Consider the following 18,894-nt stretch of genomic DNA (forward strand, 5'->3'; position numbering starts at 1 on the left):
TACGTTGGCTAAAGCAATCCAAGTTTGAGGTGGTTTAAAGAAAAACTCAGAATAATCGAGTATGTCAGACTTACGGCAATCTATAAGCGGCTTCTTAGAAACTAAAAAGCACCACAAGAGCAATTTTTCAACATCAGAGCGGAAGCGAATATAAGTATGTTCTGATTTGTTACGACCGAGATAAATTAAATAGTCTTTTGCCCAAGTCCAGAGCTGACGATACCAGTCGGGGTTGCTATTAAAAAACTCAGTTAATTGAGGATAGTTTTGCCAATCGAAATCTTTTAGCTCTTGATAGGATGGAAACAAAGGAATGGCTTTTGGTATTGTCATGTTAAGCTCAAAACAAAAAACACAATAAATCAATTCTAATTCGACAAACTCACTATGTCCAATAATAAAGATTATTTGACATAAAACGTAACCTATGAACTAACACTCCGACAATATGTGTTGTGTACTTGGCTCCTTTGAGTGTAAGCGTCGGTTAAACCACAACTTCACCTAATGTTTCACAAAAAGTAATCTTGGTTCTTCACATTAAATTGGAGAATCCATATGCCAACAGCAAAAGCAAACCAATGGTTGCAAATTATCAACGAGCAGCAACAAAGCCAACTTAGTATCGCCGAGTACTGCCGCCAACATGGCTTAAACCCACAACCGTTTTATGCGCGTAAGAGTGCATTGCAATTCCAAGGCAAGTGATAGCAACTTTGATTTTATCATCTCTAACTTGCGAGCTTTTTGGCGCTCACTTGGCTGTTGGCTTGCTTTTAACCATGCATAATACCCACTTGGCGAAACGCGCAGAACACACACCAATCGTACAATATGAAACGATTGATGGTGCTCGTGCATAAGTTAAAAACGTGCTATTTTTGATTTTTCGCGAACTAGGTTGCCGCCTTTTTTAGGATTTTTAGTTCCTCGGCTTGTTCAGCCAGTTGGCGTTTTAACCTAGCATTTTCTGCTGATAAGGTGATTTCTCTGTCTGAAATAGAAGCTTTCTTCTGAGCTCCACTGCGCCAATGGTATATAATTGGGATTCATATACGGCTAACTCTCTGGCAGCTTGTGCAACACCTACTTTACTTGCTAATTTTAAAGCTTTGTCTTTAAATTCGATTGAATGGGTTTTTCTTTCTTTTTAAACTTTTGTAATTTTTCACCTCTGCGAGTTATTCTACTCACTTAATGAGGTGCCCAAAACTATTGGATCAGATCAAACCACCAAGCTCCCTTGATAATCACACTAATAGATTTTAAGCATACGTCCGATTACCGTTAGTCTTCAAAATGCTTAGCGGCATTGTCAGTAGCACCGTCTATATGGTTTTTCATAGCCAACCTAGCTCGCTCGCTATCTCGATTTGACAGAGCTTGGTAGATTTTTCTGTGTTCCTCAATGGATGGGTGAACGCCTTCTTTGCGGATTCGCTGGAAAAATTCAGTGCTTCTGTAAGCTTTATTGCGTGCTTCCCACAGCCATTTTACCGTTCTATAAATAGCTGTATTTTGACAAGCTTCAGCAATAATTAAATGGAACTCACTATCTGCTTCTTCACAAGCAATAGCGCTGTGCTTTTCAATTTCCATTTTATGCAAAGCCGCTTCAAGTCTATCCAACTGGTCGTTAGTAATTCGCTGGGCCGCCAATGCACAAACTTCAGATTCGAAAATATAACGCATTTCTAGGTTTTCAAACGGGCCAATTTCGTCATCTGATGGTTGCAGGTCTTTTTTAACCTGTGCTGATGCAACGTATATACCTGAACCTGTTCGAATCTCAATTAAACCAGCAAGTTCTAGTGCAATCATAGCTTCACGTATAGTCGGTCGGCTAACACCTAGCTTTTCAGCTAATGATCTTTCAGCAGGAAATCGTTCGCCTGGTTTAAAAACACCTTGCTCAATAAGTTCCTTTAATTGACCAGCAACTTTAATATAAAGTCTTTCAGTTGTAATTACCTTAAATGCGTCAAATTTCGACATACCTGTAAATCTCTATCATACTCAAGCGGCCTAAGCCAAGCTATCAATTGTCACCCAGTTAAGCTATTTTACCAATTTGCCAATTAATTACAAAAGTATTATTTTAGATAGGATTAACTAGCATTTCGCAGAGATTAACTCTATCCAAGACAACCTATAAGAGTCGATATTCTCTAGAGTTAACGCTGAGCTAGTACCAGTGTTTACTTGCAACTCCACAGCCCCCCAATTAGTTAAAGCTGCTGTTCCTGCAACTGTACCTGTATCATCCATAGATAAATATACCTTTTGTTCTGGTCTTAACTGAGCGAGCAATCCACATAATAACGGATTTTTCAAAAATGCCCCTTCAATATAAATATCACCTTGAGCATTTAATTGTGATAATTGATAGTCGACAAGTAACGCAGTGTACAGAGTTGCAACAGCAACACCGTTGTAATTTTGCACATCACCAATAAAACGAGCAGTGGCATCACCAAATGGACCACTCCCCCCCGCAAAATTGGGTAATGCATATACATTGTTGTCGATCACAGCTTGTAAATCTGCTTGTGTGAACGCATCTGAAACTGAACATGATGTTTGCGCACAAATGGCAGCGAATTCGCGTCCCCCCATAAAACGAGCGCACGCTATTGGTGTTTCTAAAGCGTCGATATTTGCTAGCATATCTTTCGTCGGATCCAAATTGCTTAATTCAACTTGCGACGCCATGCAAATAGTCCAAGTTCCCGTAGAAACAACGGTGAAAGGTTGTGAGCCTTGCGTTAAACGATAACGTAAAAAGCTCGCATTACTATCATGTAGTCCATTATAAAAATTACAATTCTCAGGCAAACCTAGCTCTTTTGCTAATTCGGTTTTAATCGTTCCACAACAGTGCCAAGCCGGTTTTAGTGGTGGAAATTTACTACGGCAATTTAACCTGTCAACAAGCACAGACAACTGATTTTGTTCAATGTCCCATAAATCAGTATGACAACCTAACGAAGTGATTTCTGAAGACAAGTGGCCTGTAAAGCGCCATGCCCAATATTGTGGATACATCAAAATATCAGTTACTTGGTCAAATTTTTCAGCGTAATTTTTATGTAACCAAAACAATTGACGACCCAAATTAAGACCTGCCGGCAAACTTGGAGAATAGGTTGTGGTAAATTCAGGACGAGCTTGTTCATATTCAGCACAATCGTTAAATACAGCTTCGTATTCGTAGTCCAAAACGGGTAGCACTAACGCTTGGTCGTCAGCGACATTTCGGTCGATCAAAGCAGCGGTTGCGCCGTGAGTGGTTATACTCAAGCTTTCAATTAGGTAATTTGCTGATGCCTGTTGAATCGATGTTTTGAAGAATTCCCAAATGCTTACAACATCTGCGCTAGGAAAAGCGCCCGTGGTAACGACCTTATTACTAATGTGTTTAGAAAACACTGAATTGTAACCCTGATCCAATACGTGAATTTTCACGTGGGTTTTACCAATATCCATAATTAAACTATATTTTTGGTCGTTTTTCTGCATAGGAATACTTCTATATTTGTTTCTATTCAATTTGCTGTCTGGGGTTGTTTATCTGCAAACGAGCAAATGCTAATTTTTAACGAGTTTAGGCTCAACTAAGTTGAGCCTTTTTGGTCAGAAATGTGTTTAGTTAGCAAGCCTAGCTTGCTTGAACTGGCTTACTTTCAACCTTGCCGGACTCAGATTCTTCGGATTGCTGAGCTGCAATATAAGCATAAGTGGCTGTTATGAAATAAATGATGGTTGGCACAATTAACCAAGAACGAGCAGATTCCATATCATTATTTACATAGGAGGCAAAGCCAATTGCAATACAAGCCAACAAAGAGGCGTATGAAACGTATTTAGCTAAATTAGCAAGAACTGGTAATTGCACCGGAGCTGCAGATGCGCTTACTTTACTTTCATTTTCTAGGTATTCAGCTTCAGCTTGTTTACGACGTATCTCGGCAACTTCAGCTGTTTTAGATTCTTTGTAACTTGCTTTTGCTCCCATCGCGCCCGCTAGACCTATATATAGCGCAGTCGCGAATAACCAGATAGGAATTAAGATAAAGAACAAGTGTAAAGTACCGCTCGCTTCTAACGCGTAAGCAACGCCCAAAGAAACAATCCAAGTTGCTAATGCCGCAAAATTAGTTGTGTTGTTCTTGTATTTAGACCAATAACGTGTGTAACCGATTTTTGGGAAAATCCAGTGTTCGGTTACGATAATTGCGCCAACAGGAGCCAACATAATCCCCATGATCCCAACAAAACCTAACAACTGAGAAAATACAAATGGGAAACAAGCAACAATTGTAGTGACCACACCAACAACGATAGTTACTTTAGTGCGACCCCATTTTGAGTTAAGTGAACTAAAAGCTAAACCAGCACGATAAATCGTTGGGTTGGAAGTTGTCCAACCAGCGATAATTACCGCTAAAATACCTGATGCACCTAATGCTTGGAAAGCAACTGAACCAGGGTCTAACTGAGTAATAGTTGTACCCATTAAGATAGCTGCGCCTGCGCCCATAATACCCGCACAAACCCAAGCCATGTAATGGCCGATAAACATACCTAAAGCTGAGAAATAACCATAACGTGGATGTTTAGCGAAACGTAATAAGGTCATATCACCTAAGCTGCCGTGCATAGCTAGATTAGCAATCCATGCGAATGCAGCTACATGCCAAAAACCAACACCAGCATCAGGCTGTTGAACCCAAATGGTATTATTGGCAATATTTAAGAAATCATCAAAACTAGATAAAGAGGCAACACCAGCGGTACCGTCCACTATTGTTGGCAATAATACTAATGCACCAACAAAAAACATTAAGATCATCCAAGGTGCACAAATTTCGGCAAAAGCAGCTAATTTTTTGAAGCCTTTAACTGCCATATAAACAACAATTGCACCTACACCTAAAACAACACCAACAAAACCTAAGTTAGTTGGATACCAATTGGTTTGAGGTGGAATATCAAATAACACCTGCACAGCCGATGCAGATACGGTAATCATTGCCCCTGCTAACACGCAGAATAAAATACCATTGATAACACTATAAACTTTGATTGTGCCAGGGCCGGCGATTTTTTCGAGATATGCGTATAACGTCAGACGTGTGTCTGTTGCGATAGGCGCAGTAATTAAACCCCAAGTTAATACCGCAAATAGGTTACCTAAAATTAACCCTAATAAAACATCGTTCGCGCTTACGCCCCAAGAAACGAATAACGCGCCAATAACAAATTCTGTACCTGCAACGTGCTCGCCTGCATAGCTTGCTGCAAATGTTTTAGCTCCTTGGAGCTTGTTGGGTGAAACGGCTTGAGTTTCAAATTCTTCGGCTGTTGCCATGTTAGACCTCCGAGCCCTCTTCTTTGAATTTTATTAATTTGAAGACAGCTACAAATAGTTAATACACTTTTATAATTTTAAATTTAGACGACTATTCCTTTTACATGATTGAGGTCTAAATTTCTTAGTAAAAGCAATAAGAAAAAAGGCGTCCCTGCCTCAACTACACACACATAAAATGAAGGAATTGTCCTGTTCCTTCACCAGGGACTACACGATACCAGAGCCACTTTGACCGTTAGAAGGACGAACCTCAGCAACGGCTTTACGGTAACCAGAAGCGCGATAAGTTGCAATTGGGTCAATTGCACCGCCTTTACGTAAACGCGCCATAGCTAAGATAGGAGAAACATCAATATTAAATGCATGTTTCAACGTATTGCTTGCCATTAATGCATCGTTTTCGTTTTGGTACTGAGTTAATAATGGTCTGTTAACTAAAAGTGCAGCAACGTATGAACGTTGAACACTTGCAGCTGAATTCATTAAACTTTCAATTGGATCAGTCACGTTATGTGATTGGTCTAACATATAGTTAGGGCCAAAACCTTCTTGTTTACGGTACTCTGCATCCACTAATTCATTGAAAATTAAGAATTGTTGGTACGGGTGTAAACTACCGCTGTCTAAGTCATCATCACCGTATTTAGAATCATTGAAGTGGAAACCACCTAATTTCTTGAATTGAATTAAGCGAGAAACAATCATTTCAATGTTTACGTTTGGTGCGTGATGACCCAAATCAACTAAAGACTTAGCTTGTGGACCTAATTCCATAGCCGCGAGGATGTTTGAACCCCAGTCTTGGATAACAGTTGAGTAGAACGCAGGCTCAAACATTTTATGTTCGATGTGCATTTCCCAATCAGACGGTAAACCAGCATAAATTTTCTTCATGCTTTCTAAATAACGCTCGAACGCATGTTGGAAATGTTGTTGGCCTGGGTGGTTAGAACCATCACCAACCCAAACAGTTAAAGTTTTAGAACCTAAAGTTTTACCCCATTCAATACAATCTAAGTTGTGTTGAATAGCCACATCACGAGACTCTTGGCTGGTATTGCTTAAACTGCCGTATTTAAAGCTTGCAGTTTGGTCTTTTTGATCTTGGAAAGTATTTGAGTTAATAGAATCCCACTTTAAACCAAGCTCATCAGAGAATTGTTTTAATTCAGTGAAGTCATCCACTTTGTCCCAAGGAAAATGTGGAGATACACGCTCAGTTGCTTGAGATAAATCGTTGATAACTGCACTATCTTCTAATTTTTCCCAGATGTTGCGAGGCTCACCTATACCAGGGAAACGCGCAAAACGCGTTCCACCAGTACCTGTACCCCATGAAGGTACAGCGATTTGGAATTCAGCTGCTTTAGCTGTGATTTCATCAATGTTGATGTCTTCACGAGCTAATTTATTACCTAACGCTTCATAATCTTCTTTCACGAAACCTTCTAACTTAGCGTTTTGTTCAGCGATTAGAGCTTTATCTATACGTGTTGTCATGTTAATTATCCTCTCGAATATACTTCGTGCTTATCGCAAGAAGGCTTCGTGTAAACCACCGTCTACACTAATAATTTGGCCAGTTGTTTTGCTTAATTGACCCGAAACCATTAAGTAAGCAGCTTCAGCTTGGTCAGCAGGCGTAATAGGCGATTTAGTTAAAGTACGCTGTGCGTAGAAATTCGCTAGCTTGTCACGTAAATCGTCATCTGAATCAGCTTCTGAAAACTCTACGTTGTATTTGCTCAAAGAAGCAATTACACGGTCACGTGGGAACATAGTGCTACCTTTAACAACTGTAGCAGGCGCTAAACCATTTACATTTACAAGTGGCGCTAATTCAACCGCTAATTCACGAACTAAGTGGTTAGCAGCCGCTTTTGATGTATCGTAAGCTAGTGAACCTTTCTTAGACACAGCAGCGTTTACACTAGTTGTTAATACTAACGCACCTTTTAAGCCTTGAGCTTTCCAGATTTCGTTTGCTTCAGTACCTACAATATAGCCACCTTTAACGTTAACTGCGAAGCTAACATCAAATTGTTGGTCGTTGCTCATACCAGCTTGACCCGGCGCTAAGAATACACCAGCAGTTACGATAACTTTGTCGATACCACCGTAAGCTAAGATAACTTTTTCAAACATTTTCTGAACGCTTGCACGATCAGTAATGTTTACTTCAGCAGCAATTGCAGGACCGCAACCAGAAATACCAGTGCCCGCAACACCAATGCCTTGGCCGTAAATCGCAGTTAATTCGTCAGCAGTTTTTTGTGCAGCTTCGGCTCGTAAGTCAGCACAAACTACGTGAGCACCTTCTTTAGCAACACGGAAAGCAGTTTCTTTACCAATACCATCGCCAGCACCAATCACTACAACAACATCACGCGCTAAAGGCGCCTCTTTTGGCATACGTTGTAATTTAGCTTCTTCTAACGCCCAATATTCAATATCAAACGCTTCTTGCTGTGGCAATGCTGTATATTCACTAATTGCCTCTGCACCACGCATAACTTCGATAGCACAGTTATAGAATTCAGTCGTTACACGTGATTCAGATTTGTTTTTACCCCAACCGATAATACCAACACCAGGGATCAACACCACTGTCGGGCTTGGGTCGCGCATTGCAGGCGAATCATCACGCTTACAATTGTTGTAGTATTCTGTGTATTCAACACGATATTGCTCGATACCAGCGTTAAACTTTTCAACCAAAGTTTCGAAGCTATCTTGCTGAGGGTTAAAATCAACATATAAAGGTTGAATTTTAGTACGTAAGAAGTGATCAGGACATGAAGTACCCAATTTAGCCAAACGCGGAGCATCAACACTGTTTACGAAACGTAGTGCTGCTTCATCACATTGAACTGTGCCAATAAACTTAACTTTGTTTGAAATAATACCGCGAGCAACTGGTAAAAATTTACGCAATAATTCAGTACGGTCTTCTTCAGATAAACTCTCAACTTTAGCACCACCAAAAGTCATTTCACCTTTGTCGTGCTCTTCAATATAACGTGCAGCAGTTTCAATTACCCATAAAGAGGTTTCGTAACAGCTTTTGCTCTCTGATTCCCAGTTAGTGTGGCCATGTTGACCTAATAAGATACCAATAGAATCAGGCTTAGCTGCATAAGCTTCTTCACAAACTTTTGCTGCTTCCCATCCTGGACGCATCCAAGGAACATATGCCATCTTGCCGCCCCAAACAACTTCTGTTAAAGCTTCTTGGTCTTTACAAGATGCGATAGAAATAACCGCATTCGGATGCAAGTGGTCAACGTGTTTTTCAGCAATCATTGAATGAAGAGGCGTATCGATAGATGACGCGCGTGGGTTTAAGCAGAAGTTACAATGCTTGTACATACCAACCATTGCATCTTCACCAGCTGACTTGTAGCCAGTTACAGGTTGCTGTTGATAAGCACCTTCCAACGCATTTAATTTACCTTGATATAAAGAAGAAAAATTTTCAAGTTTAGCTGTACGTAAATCACCACCTGAACCTTTTACCCAAAGGACCTCAACTTGCTCACCAGTTAATGGGTCCGTTTCCATTATCTTTGCTGATGTGTTACCACCACCAGTATTAGTTATACGCTGGTCTGCACCTAACGCGTTTGAACGATATACAAGGCTTTCTACTTCTGACAAACCCTCAGCAACTTCATCGTCCCAGTTGTAATTTACATGGCGAAATTCATCTTTGTTTATAGGCATCTGTGTGCTCCCAATCTATGAATACTATTACTACTAAACTATTCCAAATATGATACACCACAAACAAACACAGTCAAGCACATTCAATCACTTTAAATCATCTATAAATAACATTTAGTAAACAAAAGCTTACAAAAAAAATTCATAAAAACTTCAACCTCGTTTAATAAAAACCTTTAAAAACAGAATTATAAAGTAAGTGGTTTTTTTGATGTTGTAAAATTCACATTCGGGAAAATTGATTTAGAATGAAAATATTTTTTAACATTTGGAAATATCCGATTATCATAATATTGAATATAATCAAAAGTAATGGAATTAGAACAAAAGAAGACAGATTAAAAGAGAAAATACCTTCAAAGTAATCCAGCGTTCAATCACCTTGAAGGTTAATAAAGGCGAGATTATTTTAGATCAGTTACTTTTAGGTGATCCATATCATCAAACTCTTGGTTTTCTCCACCCATAGCCCAGATGAACGTATAGTTAGTTGTACCTACTCCACTGTGAATAGACCAACTAGGTGAAGCGATTGCGACGCCACTAGGTAAAGATAAAGAACGAACCTCAGCTGGCTCTCCCATCATATGGAATACACGTTCATCTTCGGGAATATCGAAGTACATGTATATTTCGGTACGTCGAAAATGAGTATGTGGTGGTTTGGTGTTCCAAACACTACCCGTTTTTAACTCTGTAATACCCATTACCAACTGGCAACTATCGACAATACCAGGACGAATTGACTGGAAGATAGTTCGCTCATTTGATGTTTCAGGTGAACCTAATTCGATTTTATTAGCAGCCGCTTTTGGTACGTGAACCGTTTTAGTTACTCTATGTGCTGGATAAGACACTAAATAATATTTTGCTGGATTGTTAGCATCCTCAGATTTAAATTGAACAGACTTGGTTTCTTTTGCTAAGTACAAGCTGTCTTTGTTTTCCATCTGATAGGTGACACCATCAGCAATAATTGAACCTTTACCACCGATATTAATGACACCAGCTTCTCGACGTTGGCAAAAATAATCTGCAGCCAACTCTTTATGAGTCGGCAATTCTAACGCAGTTTCAACTGGGGTAATACCACCCACCAAACCACGGTCAACATCTGTGTAGGTCAATTTAACTTCGCCGTCAACAAATAACTGTTGGGTAACAAATGCGTCGCGTAACTCTTGATTACGCATATCTTTGTAGCTACGAATATCCGCAGCAAATAAAAAATCCATCGTTTTCTCCGCTTACTATAATATTTTGCAATGCCCAAACTTTATTAAGAGTTTGGGCAGACGAATGGCGTTTTAACGTGCCATCCAACCACCGTCAACTAACATAACGTGGCCATTCATATAATTTGATGCTTTACTTGATAAGAATACGGTTGCTCCGGCTAAATCTTCTGGTTTGCCCCATTCGCCGGCAGGAATACGCGCTGAAATACTGGCAAAACGCTCAGCATCTTGACGCAAATTGTATGTATTGTCTGTTTCAAAATAACCAGGTGCAATTGCGTTAACCTGAATGTTAGATTGCGCCCATTCATTGGCTAGTGCTTTAGTAATTTGAGCTACACCACCTTTACTAGCGGCATATGCTGGCACAGTAATACCACCAGAGAAACTCAACAAAGAAGCAATATTAATAATTTTACCAGAGCCCTGTTTCAACATATGTTTACCAGCTTCACGGCAAAACTTGAACACACCATTTAAGTTGATGTTGATCACTTCGTTCCAGTCGTCATCAGAAAACTCATGTGCTGGCGCTCGTTTAATCGTACCAGCGTTGTTAACTAAAATATCAATGCGGCCAAATTTAGTAATTGTGTCACTAATAACAGCCTTAATTTGCTCTCCATCACTTTGGTCACACCCAAGAGCCAAACACTCAATATTTTTTTCTTTCAAAATATCTATCGTCTTAGCGACATTCTCTGGTTTTGAACCAACGGCAACAACCGTAGCACCAGCCTCGCCAAGTGCAATAGCCATAGCCTGACCTAAACCACGACTGGCGCCAGTAACAACTGCTACTTTGTCATTAAGACCGAATTGTTGAGTTAAATAAGCTTGCATAATTTTTCCCGTTAAGAAATTACAATAAACGACCTAAAACCAAGTCAACCACTAATAATAAAATAGTCTATTGCAGGCGATCTTGGTACTAGCTTAAAAGCGACAAACCTAACCATACTATAATGATAAAAGGTATTTTCTTTAATTTGCTATCATGTGCAATAAAAAGTTATTTTTTGCCGGATTAAGATACACAAGTGACTAGTAATGACAAGATAAAGACACATCTACCATTAACTTGATCGGAATATATTCATATCAGAACCGACGGTAATCATATGCAAACACAAAAGAAACACCAAAACAACACAAAACAAACATTTCAATCTAATTCAGTCTTAAAATTTCTTTTTATGTCAATTATGTTATAATGCAGGATGAACTATTAACTTAACCAAAAGACAATTGTGAATAAAAGATGGGTAGCGATTTAAATCAAACTGTAAATAATAATGGGAAAGGGTTTCCAATGTTAGAAAAACATAGACAGCAACTAATATTAGATATTCTCGCCAAGGAACAATTCGCAAGCGTTAAAAGTTTAACTGAAAAATTGAATGCGTCCGAAGCAACGATACGCCGAGATATTCTCAAGATGTCTAAGCGAGGTGAAATTAAGAAAATCCGAGGGGGCGCACAATCTATCAATCCGTCTTCGCATAAAAAACATCTATCTAGTTCAACATTTTTCGTCGACAAAGAAAAGCATACAGAGACCAAAAAACGTATTGCTCAGCGTGCAGCACAATTGTGTAAAAACGGCTCGTCAATTATTGTAAACGGCGGCAGTTCAACTTACATGATGGGTGAATACTTACGAGATACCAAGTTGAATATGCTAACAAACTCTTTTGTGCTAGCTTCTTACATCAGTCAAAACACGGATATTCAAGTAACACTGCCAGGAGGCGAAATTTATCGTGAGCAAGGCATTATTCTCAGCTCTTACGAAAAAGATAACACAGAGTACTACCACAGCACTATGATGTTTATGGGGACAGCAGGTATTGGTCCTTTTGGTGTAATGGAATCAGACCCACTAATAATACGCTCAGAACAACGCTTGATGAAACAAACAGAAAAGTTGGTGATTCTTGCGGATAGCACTAAGTTAGGAAAACGCAGTAATTTTATTCTTTGTCCGCTGCAAGATGTTGATATGTTGATCACAGATTCGAACGCAGACCCAGAGTTGATTCGACACTTTGAAGAAAACGACATAAAAGTAATCATGGTAGAAGCAGCTAACGATTAGCTCGGTATTTTTTGTGCCCTTGGGTTAAACGCTATACCGCAGGCAAGGTTAACATAAGTTAAAAACCAGCCTACTGACTACACCCGATTAATAAGGTGTAGTTTGGCTTAAACTTACTGAAACTTGATATTCGCCAGGTTTTAGCGCTTTCAAACCCTCAGGTTTTGCAGGCTCGCCGTTAATCGCCAGTGTATGGGCTGAAAATTCAGGCAACACAATTTCAGCTTTAGTGTTGTTCGGTATCTTTACTGTCAAATCAAATTGCTTGTCTTTAATAGCCCAACGTACTTTAATCTGACCAGCTGGCGTATCATAAAATCCTGCTGCTGAGTCTAAATAATCGGAAATTTGCGGTTCAATCACAATTTCACTAAAGCCAGGTGTTTTAGCTTTAATGCCCAAAATACCTTGGTAAAACCATTGTGCAATACTGCCATAAGCATAATGATTCAATGAATTCATCCCCTCAGGGTTGAAGCCATCTTTAATACTATATGAGTTCCAGCGCTCCCAAGTAGTTGTTGCACCATTATTGATTGAGTAAAACCATGATGGATAGGTCTCTTTAAAAATTAACTCATAAACTAGATCGCTACGGCCTGCGTCTTGTAGCACTTGAGCTAATAATGGCGTACCCAAAAAGCCGGTGCGTAAATGAACATCCGCACTTTCAATTAGCTCAATTAATTTCTGCTGTGCGATTTGAGTTTGCTCTTGACTGAACAGCTCAAAAGCTAACCCTAATAAATAGGTTGTCTGGGTTTCCTGGCCAGTTTTTAGCGACAAGTCATCGTTAAAGTAATGGCTAATAAAAGCAGCTTTAATTTGCGAGAACATTTGTTCATATTCAGCCGCTTCGGCTTCTTTACCTAACACTTTTGCTGTCTGCGCCGTTAAATAAACTGAACGTGCAAAGTAAGCTGTCGAAATTAAATTAAAATCAGTATCACCACGGTTTGGATTTTTTGACTCTGGGTTTGGATATGGCTGCAACCAATCACCAAAAGTTTTCATCGACGAAATTAAGTCTTTACTTTGGCTTTGATGATATTCAACCCAGCGAGTCATCATTTGGTAATTGTCAGCTAATATCTGTTGATCACCGGTTAATTGGTATAGTTCCCACGGAATAATGGTTGCGGCATCACCCCAACCTGAAGATGGCCAGTTAATCCATTCAACAAAAGGAATATAAAGTGGCACACCACCGTCTTCAAATTGCTCTTCACGCACACTCTGCAACCAAGCAGACCAAAACGCATACACGTCAGCCATATACATTGAAGGTGTGGTAAATACTTGTGCATCACCCGTCCAACCTAAACGTTCGTCACGTTGTGGGCAATCAAGTGGTATATCATAAAAATTACTTTTTAAACCCCAGCGAATGTTTTGCGCCAATTTGTTTAGCTTAGCGTGTGATGATGTGAAGTTTGTTTTAACCTCAACATCTGAATGTTGAACTATCGCTGTTACCCAAGATTTGTCAGGCTGCGCTGCAGGGTCAAAACCAGATATTTCAACATATCTATAGCCATGGTAGGTAAATGTAGGTTGGTACTCAGAAATACCTGTTGAAGCGGGAGTAAATAAATTTGTTGATTGCGCACTCCGGTAGTTATCAGTATAAAATTCGCCTTTATGTAAAGCTTCTGCAAAACGAATTTTAATTTGCTTATTTGCGATAGTCGGCAATTTTATTTTTGGTACGCCTACCATGTTTTGGCCAAAGTCAAAAACCACTGAGTTATTGCCATTTGCAAAATGATCGATTGGTTCGAGTTCGCTAACATTGCGAACAGGTACGTGTCTCTTCGGTAACAACTCTACTTGCAAATCAATGGCTGATTCAGCTGCAGCTACCCATTTTTGTTCATCAAATGGTGATTTTGTCCACCCTGACATGTGTTTGTTTTGGTCGTAATGCTCACCGTCATAAATGCTCGAAAAACGAATTGGTCCTTGTTGAGTAACACGCCAAGTTTTATCGGTAACAATGGTTTGTGTACTACCGTCTTGATAAACAAGCTCAAGTTGGGCTAAAAATTCAGGCGTTAACTTATGCTCTTTGTCAGTAAACTTATATACACGCCCAGTGTACCAACCACCGGCTAAATTTGCTGCCAGCACATTGTTACCATATACCAACATATCTGTTACGTCGTAAGTAAGGGTTTCAATTCTCTTAGCATATGGGGTCCAGCCAGGCGTCATCACATCATTTGGTGCCACCTGTTTGCCATTAATATGCGCTTTGAACAATCCTTTGGCTGTAACATACAATCTTGCTTGTTTAATATTGCGCTGAGCTGAAAATGTTTTACGAAAATACTGCGCAGTTGCTATAGTTTGTTGGCTTGGTTTATTCACCAACAAAGTATCAGGATGGGCTATCCATTTTGCTTGCCAGTCTTGGTTAGACAACAAGCCAAGTTCAAAGCTGTTTATTTCGCTCCAACTAGAAACCGTGCCTTGACTATCCCAAACTCGAACTCGCCACTGTAGTTTCTGGCGAGATTTTAATGCTAATCCGCCATAGTTAACCCAAGCATTTTGCGCTGAGTCTACTTTGCCGGAGTCCCATAAATTAGCGGAGAAAGCTTCAAGTTGGCTGTTTTTCTCACCAACTTGAATTTGATAAGCTGTTTGGATATTGGCCTTTGCATCGTCGGACAGCTTCCATGAAAATCTTGGTTTATCTTCATAATATCCAACTGGGTTTATAAAGTTTTCACCAACACTCAACGCCACAGGGGCATCTGTTTTTGCTAGTTGATTAAAACCTGAGCTACAGGCCACAAATAACAAGCAAAACCCAAGCACAGTCATGACAAGCCTGTGTGCACTAACCAACATCCAATACTTATTCATTAGTTACCTTTACAAGTTATTTCGACCACTTAGCCATTTCACTTGCAGTCAGTAATACTGCACCTACACCGTATAACTGCGAATCCGTTTTCTTAACTGGATCAGGTGACTTACCAACGTGTTGAACCCAGTTTACGCGCCCACTTGGCTCAACTGCACGTACTAACGCATCCCAACCTTTTTCAACAACTTTTTTGGTGTTTTCATCAGTTAAAATACCGTTATTAACACCCCAAGCTAAACCAAAAGTAATAAAACCTGTACCACTTACTTCAGGGGTTTTAACTTTATCAGGGTCTAATAACGAAGCTGGCCAATAACCTTCTTCTGTTTGTAAACCAACTAAGCCAGCAGCATTCTTTTTGTATAATTCAATATAACGTGGAAGCGATGGGTGATCTTTTGGTAAAGCTTCAATAATAAGTGGCAATGCAGCAAATACCCAACCGTTACCACGGCCCCAGAATACTGGCTGGCCATTGTCGCTCTTCATATCAAAGTAGCGGCTATCACGGAAAAACATGCCGTATTTATCTGAGAATAAATAGTCAGCTGCAGCCCAATACTCTTGGTCAGCATATTCTAAATATTTAGGATCGCCGGTAATGTTGCTTAGCATTATCCAAGTACGTGGTGCCATATACAAAGCATCAGCCCAACACCAACGTGTTTGACAGTTACCTTCTAAATGCACGTTACCATGACCAGAAGCGGTTGAATCTAACATTTCTAAACCAACGGTAGGTTTATTGTCTAAGATCCAATCGAATAATTTTTGTGTAGCTGCGTAAGCTTTTTTATTGCCCGTTTTTTCAGCTAACCAAATGTAAGTTTGACCTATTGTATGATCATCCGCGTGATATGGGCGCTCTAACAACAATTCATAGTTTTCGCGCTCAGCAATCGCTTCAACCTGTTTTAACAAAGTTTGGTCATTTGCTGTGTCAATCCAACGCATTAATCCTATAAAATAAGAAGCTTGGATCCAAAACTTAGCGTTTTCTGATTTAGCTTTATGTGACTCAGGAATATAGTACAAGTTATCTAATTGCTGCATCTGCCAGTTAGCAGCACGGTTGGCAACATCTTTTGCAGTTGCATGAATTTGCTTTTCAGTTTGTTGTGCTGTTACGACTTGAGCAACTGAATCAGTACTTGTTGAGTTACTTGTTGCACCACAACCCGCCAATAAAATTGCAGCAGCAACCGGCATCAGTGATTTTTTCAAATTAAATTTCATAATAATCTACCTTCAAATTCGACCAATCTATCTTTGAGCCAGCATTTCCTTTTGCAGCCTCATCTAACTTGCAAACTTATTTGTACTCTTCGAATAAATCGAAAAACTCTTTTGCAGTACTTGGATATTTAGTTGCCAAGTTTTTAGACTCAGATGGATCTTTAACAATGTTGTATAACTCAAGTTCAGCATCAAAACCGTAACGAACTGCTTTCCAATCACCTTTACGTGCTGCTTGGTATGTGTCACCGATAATGCCAGAGTTAGGATCGCCAACTTGTTTAGCGAACTCCCAGTACAATACGCGCTCTTCCATTTTCACTGGCGAGTCGTTTAATAAACCTTTAATAGATTTACCATTAGTATGCACACGTGGAACAATGTTTAAGTCAACACCCGCAATATCGGCAACCGTAGGTAAAACGTCAGCGAAGATCCAAGGTGTTTTGTCTGCACGACCTTGTTTAATTTGTGCTGGCCAATGAACAATCATAGGCACGTGAATACCACCGTCGTACAAATCACGTTTTTGACCTTTATAAGGCGCAGAAGCTTTGAAGAATTCAGGTGAAGCACCACCTTCATCATGCGGGCCATTGTCAGAAGTGAAGAAAATTAAAGTATTGTCTAATTTGCCTTCTTTTTCTAAGGTACGAATAAGTTTACCAACATAATCATCTAACGCAGTAACCATGCCCGCTAATACCGCATTCGGCTTTTCAACTGGTTCAGGATAATAAGCAGCATATTTGTCTGCTGGCTTGCCACCTTTCATACCTGTGTATTCTTTTTCAGGGAAACGGTACTGGTTGCTATATTCTTCTGGTACACCAAGCTCAGCGTGAGGTGTAGTGTAAGTTAACATCATGAAGAAAGGATTTTCGCGCGGCTGTTCAATGTATTTAATCGCTTCTTCAGTGAAGATTTTTTGTGCATAAACACCTTTACGACCACCTTCATTTTCTCTAACGCGGATTTTTTGACCGTCGCGCCAGAAAATTTGTGGGTATTGTCTGTGCCCTTCTAAAATTGAATACACACCAAACCAAGTGTCAAAACCCATAGCTAAGGGATCAGTAACACCCATTTGTTGACCAATAGAGTATTTACCAATTAACGTAGTGTCGTAATCTGCATACTTAAGTACATGTGCCATTGTGATGTCTTTATGATTTAACTCAACAGTATTTGAGTTATTGCTCATGTAACGACCGTCACGACCTGTGAATAAAGCAACACGTGAAGGTGAACAAACAGTGTTACCAGCATATGCATTATCAAAACGAATGCCATTTTTGGCCATTTTGTCTAAGTTAGGGGTTTTAATTGGCGTGTTGCCATATGCGCCAACTTGGTTAAAACCCAAGTCATCCGACAATATAAAGATGATGTTAGGCTTTTCGGCAGATGCCGCTTGAGCCATAAATGGAGCTGCTAGCAGCACGCTCATACAAAAGGCGAATATACTTCGTTTACCGCGATACACTTTCATTAAAGACCTCGTTATCCACTCTATAGCTGGTGTAAGTAGCACACTGGAAGTGTTTACAAACTAACCAACATTAACCATATTATTTTAACCAATATTACATTAATCAAACTAAATTTAAAGGCATATATTGATTAAACATGATTTATTTTGACCATCATTCTTACAAATACCCGTCAAATAAGACATGGTAGTTGCAACAAATGGATAATAGAGAGTAATTTGACGTGCTAATCAGGGTAGATATATTCTAAAAAAAGAAGCATCCATGCCTCACACACACATATTATGAAGACTATCCAATAGTCTCCTTCAGGGACTAAAATTGTTTCCGAACCACTATGTCCCCTACAGACTATGCCACTACACTAGTAAAAACAAAGCAGGCGTAATTACTAGTGACACGACTACGCAGCAAGTCTGTGGCGACATCATACATCCAATTTCAATCACGTCAAGTCACATTAATGCAAATTACACCTTTTTATTACGCCAAATGAAAAACTTTTGTTAATGGGTTGGAAACCGGTGAGTTATCTTCATTAGTTTCCATAATATCTGCCATAAAAGCCCACCACTTTTTCACGACTGGGTGCTGTGGCAACAAGTCGAGTTTTTCTGGTGTATCGCAATAAAGCACAGCAAAAAGAACACAAGTTGACTCATCCAAAAAAATTGAATAATCACTGACACCTGCGCCCTTTAATACCTCAGACAGCTCAGGCCAGATTTCATCATGACGCTTTTCATATTCCGCCGCTTGACCAGGGTAAATTTTCATTGTGAACGCTATTTTTTCCATACAGTACCTATTTAAAGCTGAAATTGTGTTAAACAATCAGATTATATCAATCAAATATA

13 protein-coding genes and 1 pseudogene are annotated in these 18,894 nt (G+C 39.6%); 2 read left to right on the forward strand and 12 right to left on the reverse strand.

The annotated features are described in order from the left end of the window. A pseudogene (locus WSC_RS25050) lies at positions 1–333 on the reverse strand (tyrosine-type recombinase/integrase); the annotation flags it as partial. Positions 334–558: 225 nt separating this feature from the next. Here WSC_RS25050 and tnpA point away from each other — a divergent pair. Further along, a complete protein-coding gene (gene tnpA / locus WSC_RS24900) occupies positions 559–708 on the forward strand; it encodes an IS66 family insertion sequence element accessory protein TnpA (protein WP_016956575.1) in 150 nt (49 codons plus the stop codon). 579 nt (positions 709–1,287) lie between these two features. On the opposite strand, the gene WSC_RS0114050 is transcribed toward tnpA, so the two are convergent. From WSC_RS0114050 to WSC_RS0114080, 7 genes are all read right to left on the reverse strand, one after another. Beyond that, positions 1,288–1,995, reverse strand: a complete 708-nt coding sequence (locus tag WSC_RS0114050; RefSeq protein ID WP_016956577.1) for a FadR/GntR family transcriptional regulator — start codon at positions 1,993–1,995, stop codon at positions 1,288–1,290. Positions 1,996–2,112: 117 nt separating this feature from the next. Then, a complete protein-coding gene (locus WSC_RS0114055) occupies positions 2,113–3,519 on the reverse strand; it encodes an FGGY-family carbohydrate kinase (protein ID WP_016956578.1) in 1,407 nt (468 codons plus the stop codon). A gap of 139 nt (positions 3,520–3,658) precedes the next feature. Next, positions 3,659–5,371 carry a purine-cytosine permease family protein gene (locus tag WSC_RS0114060; RefSeq protein ID WP_016956579.1) on the reverse strand — a complete coding sequence of 571 codons (1,713 nt, stop codon included), beginning with the start codon at positions 5,369–5,371 and terminating at the stop codon, positions 3,659–3,661. 210 nt (positions 5,372–5,581) lie between these two features. After that, the gene (gene rhaI, locus WSC_RS0114065; protein ID WP_016956580.1) at positions 5,582–6,874 is read right to left on the reverse strand and encodes an L-rhamnose catabolism isomerase; all 1,293 of its coding nucleotides are present in this window, start codon (positions 6,872–6,874) and stop codon (positions 5,582–5,584) included. A gap of 30 nt (positions 6,875–6,904) precedes the next feature. Further along, positions 6,905–9,097, reverse strand: coding sequence for a bifunctional rhamnulose-1-phosphate aldolase/short-chain dehydrogenase (locus tag WSC_RS0114070; RefSeq protein WP_016956581.1), 2,193 nt, complete (start codon positions 9,095–9,097; stop codon positions 6,905–6,907). Positions 9,098–9,501: 404 nt separating this feature from the next. Further along, positions 9,502–10,332 (reverse strand): 5-dehydro-4-deoxy-D-glucuronate isomerase, encoded by an 831-nt coding sequence (gene kduI, locus WSC_RS0114075; protein WP_016956582.1) that lies wholly within the window; start codon positions 10,330–10,332, stop codon positions 9,502–9,504. Positions 10,333–10,404: 72 nt separating this feature from the next. After that, on the reverse strand, positions 10,405–11,178 hold the full coding sequence (locus WSC_RS0114080) for a glucose 1-dehydrogenase (protein ID WP_016956583.1): 774 nt from the start codon (positions 11,176–11,178) through the stop codon (positions 10,405–10,407). A gap of 469 nt (positions 11,179–11,647) precedes the next feature. On the opposite strand from WSC_RS0114080, the gene WSC_RS0114085 reads away from it, so the two are divergent. Then, on the forward strand, positions 11,648–12,433 hold the full coding sequence (locus tag WSC_RS0114085) for a DeoR/GlpR family DNA-binding transcription regulator (RefSeq protein ID WP_026016853.1): 786 nt from the start codon (positions 11,648–11,650) through the stop codon (positions 12,431–12,433). Between the two features lie 87 nt (positions 12,434–12,520). On the opposite strand, the gene WSC_RS0114090 is transcribed toward WSC_RS0114085, so the two are convergent. The 4 genes from WSC_RS0114090 to rhaM all read right to left on the reverse strand — a co-directional run bounded on the left by WSC_RS0114090 (position 12,521) and on the right by rhaM (position 18,835). Then, positions 12,521–15,304 (reverse strand): alpha-L-rhamnosidase, encoded by a 2,784-nt coding sequence (locus WSC_RS0114090; protein ID WP_016956585.1) that lies wholly within the window; start codon positions 15,302–15,304, stop codon positions 12,521–12,523. A gap of 16 nt (positions 15,305–15,320) precedes the next feature. Further along, complete coding sequence (locus tag WSC_RS0114095) at positions 15,321–16,544, reverse strand: glycoside hydrolase family 88/105 protein (RefSeq protein ID WP_016956586.1); 1,224 nt, start codon at positions 16,542–16,544, stop codon at positions 15,321–15,323. A gap of 76 nt (positions 16,545–16,620) precedes the next feature. Continuing rightward, positions 16,621–18,036 carry a sulfatase-like hydrolase/transferase gene (locus WSC_RS0114100; protein ID WP_050996188.1) on the reverse strand — a complete coding sequence of 472 codons (1,416 nt, stop codon included), beginning with the start codon at positions 18,034–18,036 and terminating at the stop codon, positions 16,621–16,623. A 484-nt stretch (positions 18,037–18,520) separates the two neighbouring features. Continuing rightward, positions 18,521–18,835, reverse strand: a complete 315-nt coding sequence (gene rhaM, locus WSC_RS0114105; RefSeq protein ID WP_016956588.1) for an L-rhamnose mutarotase — start codon at positions 18,833–18,835, stop codon at positions 18,521–18,523. Positions 18,836–18,894: the final 59 nt, after the last annotated feature.

Source organism: Catenovulum agarivorans YM01 (assembly GCF_000281085.1).
GTDB lineage: Bacteria > Pseudomonadota > Gammaproteobacteria > Enterobacterales > Alteromonadaceae > Catenovulum > Catenovulum agarivorans.

Bases quoted from the DNA above. Each gene is read 5' to 3' on its own strand.
- tnpA (WP_016956575.1), top strand. From the start codon at position 559: ATGCCAACAGCAAAAGCAAACCAATGGTTGCAAATTATCAACGAGCAG.
- WSC_RS0114050 (WP_016956577.1), bottom strand. From the start codon at position 1,995: ATGTCGAAATTTGACGCATTTAAGGTAATTACAACTGAAAGACTTTAT.
- WSC_RS0114055 (WP_016956578.1), bottom strand. From the start codon at position 3,519: ATGCAGAAAAACGACCAAAAATATAGTTTAATTATGGATATTGGTAAA.
- WSC_RS0114060 (WP_016956579.1), bottom strand. From the start codon at position 5,371: ATGGCAACAGCCGAAGAATTTGAAACTCAAGCCGTTTCACCCAACAAG.
- rhaI (WP_016956580.1), bottom strand. From the start codon at position 6,874: ATGACAACACGTATAGATAAAGCTCTAATCGCTGAACAAAACGCTAAG.
- WSC_RS0114070 (WP_016956581.1), bottom strand. From the start codon at position 9,097: ATGCCTATAAACAAAGATGAATTTCGCCATGTAAATTACAACTGGGAC.
- kduI (WP_016956582.1), bottom strand. From the start codon at position 10,332: ATGGATTTTTTATTTGCTGCGGATATTCGTAGCTACAAAGATATGCGT.
- WSC_RS0114080 (WP_016956583.1), bottom strand. From the start codon at position 11,178: ATGCAAGCTTATTTAACTCAACAATTCGGTCTTAATGACAAAGTAGCA.
- WSC_RS0114085 (WP_026016853.1), top strand. From the start codon at position 11,648: ATGTTAGAAAAACATAGACAGCAACTAATATTAGATATTCTCGCCAAG.
- WSC_RS0114090 (WP_016956585.1), bottom strand. From the start codon at position 15,304: ATGAATAAGTATTGGATGTTGGTTAGTGCACACAGGCTTGTCATGACT.
- WSC_RS0114095 (WP_016956586.1), bottom strand. From the start codon at position 16,544: ATGAAATTTAATTTGAAAAAATCACTGATGCCGGTTGCTGCTGCAATT.
- WSC_RS0114100 (WP_050996188.1), bottom strand. From the start codon at position 18,036: ATGAAAGTGTATCGCGGTAAACGAAGTATATTCGCCTTTTGTATGAGC.
- rhaM (WP_016956588.1), bottom strand. From the start codon at position 18,835: ATGGAAAAAATAGCGTTCACAATGAAAATTTACCCTGGTCAAGCGGCG.